General features: G+C 28.2%; 4 protein-coding genes. 1 reads left to right on the forward strand and 3 read right to left on the reverse strand.

The window, feature by feature from the left end; translation table 11 throughout:
- The first annotated feature begins 24 nt into the window (after nucleotides 1–24).
- Nucleotides 25–729, forward strand: a complete 705-nt coding sequence (locus tag Q0352_RS07480; protein WP_299525996.1) for a TonB-dependent receptor plug domain-containing protein — start codon at nucleotides 25–27, stop codon at nucleotides 727–729.
- Nucleotides 730–1,117: 388 nt separating this feature from the next.
- Here Q0352_RS07480 and mddA read toward each other — a convergent pair whose 3' ends face one another.
- The 3 genes from mddA to Q0352_RS07495 form a co-directional block, all read right to left on the reverse strand.
- Nucleotides 1,118–1,855 carry a methanethiol S-methyltransferase gene (mddA, locus tag Q0352_RS07485; RefSeq protein ID WP_299525999.1) on the reverse strand — a complete coding sequence of 246 codons (738 nt, stop codon included), beginning with the start codon at nucleotides 1,853–1,855 and terminating at the stop codon, nucleotides 1,118–1,120.
- Between the two features lie 3 nt (nucleotides 1,856–1,858).
- The gene (locus tag Q0352_RS07490) at nucleotides 1,859–2,446 is read right to left on the reverse strand and encodes an OsmC family protein (protein WP_299526002.1); all 588 of its coding nucleotides are present in this window, start codon (nucleotides 2,444–2,446) and stop codon (nucleotides 1,859–1,861) included.
- A 101-nt stretch (nucleotides 2,447–2,547) separates the two neighbouring features.
- Nucleotides 2,548–3,417 carry an AraC family transcriptional regulator gene (locus Q0352_RS07495; RefSeq protein WP_299526005.1) on the reverse strand — a complete coding sequence of 290 codons (870 nt, stop codon included), beginning with the start codon at nucleotides 3,415–3,417 and terminating at the stop codon, nucleotides 2,548–2,550.
- Between the last annotated feature and the right edge of the window lie 346 nt (nucleotides 3,418–3,763).

Raw genomic sequence — 3,763 nt, forward strand, 5'->3', positions numbered from 1 at the left:
ATCATAAAAAAATAAAATTATATTATGAAATATTTCTCTTTTAATACGTTTTTACTAATTCTTTTATTTTCTTTTACAACTATTTCATATGCTCAAGAAAGAACTGTTACAGGATCTGTTATAGTTTTTGATAGCATTGCATTAGTTAATGCTGAAGTTAAAGTGTTAAGCAGTAAGGTAACAGTGTTGACAGATACTGTTGGGGGTTTTAAAATAAATTGCTTGCCCAACGATAAAATTAAAGTTAGTGCCAAAGGTTTTTATTCGCAAAAAATCAAAATCGATGAAAAAGCAAATGAAGTGTTTATAAATATGATATTTAAACCTGGAGAGAAAAATTTTGATGTTGCTATGGGATATGGACACATTAAAGAGAAAGACAAATCATATGCTATGACAAATATTAGAAATGATGACAATTTTAAATTCTCAAAGTATTCAAATATGTTAGATCTTATTGTTAATAGTTCACCTTCAATTTTAAATAGTAATGGGCAGATAATAATTAGAGGCTCTAATTCATTAAATGGTTCAAGTGCTGCTTTAATAGTAATAGATGGAATGGATGCCAGTATGTCACAATTATTAGCATTATCAACAATGGATGTTAGAAGTGTTGATGTTTTGAAAGGTAGTTCGGCAGCAATTTATGGTTCAAGAGGTGCTAATGGTGCCGTTATTATTACCACCAAAAGGGGAGGAGATGAAGTAAAGAATAGTAGTTATTGATAATATTTCTTTAGCTTATAATAAATTTGGTAAAGCATTAGCGTATATTAAAACAGCCTCATTTTTTTTGAATATATAAATTCAGAATTAGTTTAATATAGTGGAGAGAAAAATATATTCTGAAGTACAATTTACTAATAACTGAATGGCAATAATACTAGTTACTTTCCCAAGTGGATAAATTGTTCTAATTCCAGTTTAGCATTGAATTAAACAGCGTTTTATAGCGTTTTCATTTCCACTTCATGTAATATATTTTCCAAGTTCTCCTTTTTTTTATTCCATTCTTAATAGGGATTTGTCTAGCTATAGAGGTTAGGTTACTTGTTCGTTTAGTTGGAATGTAATTATTAGTTTGTTGAATTAAGATTCTATATTATTCATCAACTTATTTTTTGATTTTGGTAAAAGGTATAAACATTGGTACTTCATTTTGATACGTTTCATATTTTTCTCCTATAGCTTTTCGAAGGTCTTTTTCTTCCAAATATTTTACAGCAATAAAAATGTAAATTGTAGTTATTACGCTAAATAATAGGTGTCCCATTGTCATTAGAGGTGTTGCCCAAAAAGCGATTAGAAAACCTAACATAATAGGATGTCTTACTAGTTTATATAAGTAATTAGTTTGAAATTTTGGATTTAGAGTTTGCCTGTTTTTTAAATTATCAAAAATTTGAGCAAGACCGAAAAGTTCTAAATGGTTAATCATAAATGTTGATAGAAGAACAATAAGCCAACCCAGAAAGAATATTCCAGTTAAAACAGCAAAGGCAATTTTGCTTTCGACTTCCCATACAATTGTTGTAATTGGTTGCCATTGCCAAAAGATTAATATTAAAGCTAAACTTGATAGCAGTATGTAAGTGCTTCTTTCCATTGCTTGGCTAATTATTGTTGTTAACCATTTTTTAAACATAGGTCGAGCCATTATGCTATGTTGCAAAGCAAATACACTTAGTAAGATTACATTGATAAATATTGAAGAAATTAGATTTGTTTCTGAACCAGAATTTATTGATTTTGGCACAAAAATGTTACCTACAAAGCCAATAGCATATAAAAAGGCAATTAGAAAAACTAAATAGGCAACTATTCCATAAAGAAAGATGATAGATTTTTTCATGATTTATATTTTTTGGTTATTAATTTTAAACTCCACATTTAAAGTAACTGGAGTTCCTTGTGTAATTGTTTGATAAATAATACAGCTATTTTTAGCTCCTCTTATTAGCGTATTCAAGAGCTTTTCATTTGAATTTATAGCAATAAGAATTGCATTTATATGCATAGATTGAAATTCAACAGGAATTGATTTATCAATCATTAACGTTCCTCTTACATCGATTTGAGCCGTTGCTTTTATTTTTGTTTCTAAAAGTTCTATTTCCAATTTATTTGCAATCAATCTAATAGTGCTTTCAAAACAAGATGCCAAAGAAGCGCAAAGTAAATCACCTGGATTTGGAAAATCATGGTCGCCTCCAACTGCTTTATGGACCCCAACTTTAAATGGAACTTTCATGGTGTTATTGATAAAAACCGATGTTCTGAATGGATCTTGGAGGTTTATTCCAATAACCTCCGCAGAATCAGTAATCCAGGCTAATGCAGCATCTTTTCGATATTTTTCATTAAGAAGCAAATGTCTTTGGTGAACGACAGATTCTCCTTTATTGGATTTTAAACTCCTTGTTGAGAATTCTTTATGTAGCATCGCATTAATTTTGTTATTAACTAATGATGCAAAGGTTAGATTTAGAATTGTATTCAGGAATTCTTAAAAGTCCAAATGATGTTCTTTTAAGGTCAAGAATTTTAATGATGCTTTTTTTTGAGTGCTTTAAAGCGATTGGGAGTTAATTTCAGTTTCTTCTTGAACGCTTGAATAAAATGAGAGTTGTTCTTAAAACCACATTCATATCCTACTTGGCTAACAGTCATGTTTGTGCCAAGTAGCAGGGTAGTGGAATGCTCTAACCTTTTGTTTATTACCCATTTACCTGGTGTGGTATTGAAGTTTTCTTTAAACTCTCGTTTAAATGAAGATAAACTTTTACCACAAAGTTTAGCATAATCCTCAATTTTTAAATCATAATAAAAATTTTCTATCATGATATTTTCAATTATCACCTTAGTATTTTGCGTTAATGAATTAAAAAAAATTAGTAGATCTTTGTTCTTTGAATTAAGAACTATATTGAAGAGTAATTCTTTAAATTTAATTTCCACGAGTTCTTGTGGAATTTTATCTCCTTGTTTTAAATAATGAAAAATACTTTCTATTAATATTTTAAATGAATCATTAGTATTAACAGTTAAAATAGCATCATGTTCTTCCTTAAGATTTAGTTTTCTAATAAAAGTTGGATTTTCTGTAATAAATTTTTTAATGAATTTATCATTGATAAAAAACAACATTACACAATAATCGTTTTCCAAATATTGCTTTGTCGTATAAACTCCTTTTCTAACAAAAATACTGTCTCCTGCAGTTAGTTTATGCGTTTTTCGAGATGTAATCCAATCTTTTTTACCACTAATAACATAGGTTATTAAATGGTTTTCAATCCACAACTGATACTCTTCAATATTGATTGGACATTTATATTCTACGAATAAAAAATCATCACCAACAAGCTTGTTGAATTTTGGATGATTTTTAAAGTATTCGTATGCATTAATCATTTTGATGTTTTAAGTTTAAATGTAACATAATTTTATGAGTTGTTGTATTTTAGAGTTTTTTCATTTTGGTGCTAAAAATCTATCCATTTCAATTTTTAACTTTTTGAGTTGTATTAGACTCATCCCATCTGTCTGCTTTAGCACCTACTTTCTCTATGATATTTTGGTAAAAGTTAATTGTTGTTAATTTCTTATTTTTTTAATAATTGAATGATTAACAGATGTTCGAATTTATTAATTGAATTATTAATGTTAAATTTGCAACACCAATATATTTTATCATTAATCTTTAGTTTATGCCGTACCAAGATGTGTTTGTTCTTTTCTGGGAACAAGTAAAAGAAAG

This window comes from uncultured Lutibacter sp. (assembly GCF_937891065.1).
In the GTDB taxonomy this organism is placed as follows: Bacteria; Bacteroidota; Bacteroidia; order Flavobacteriales; family Flavobacteriaceae; genus Lutibacter.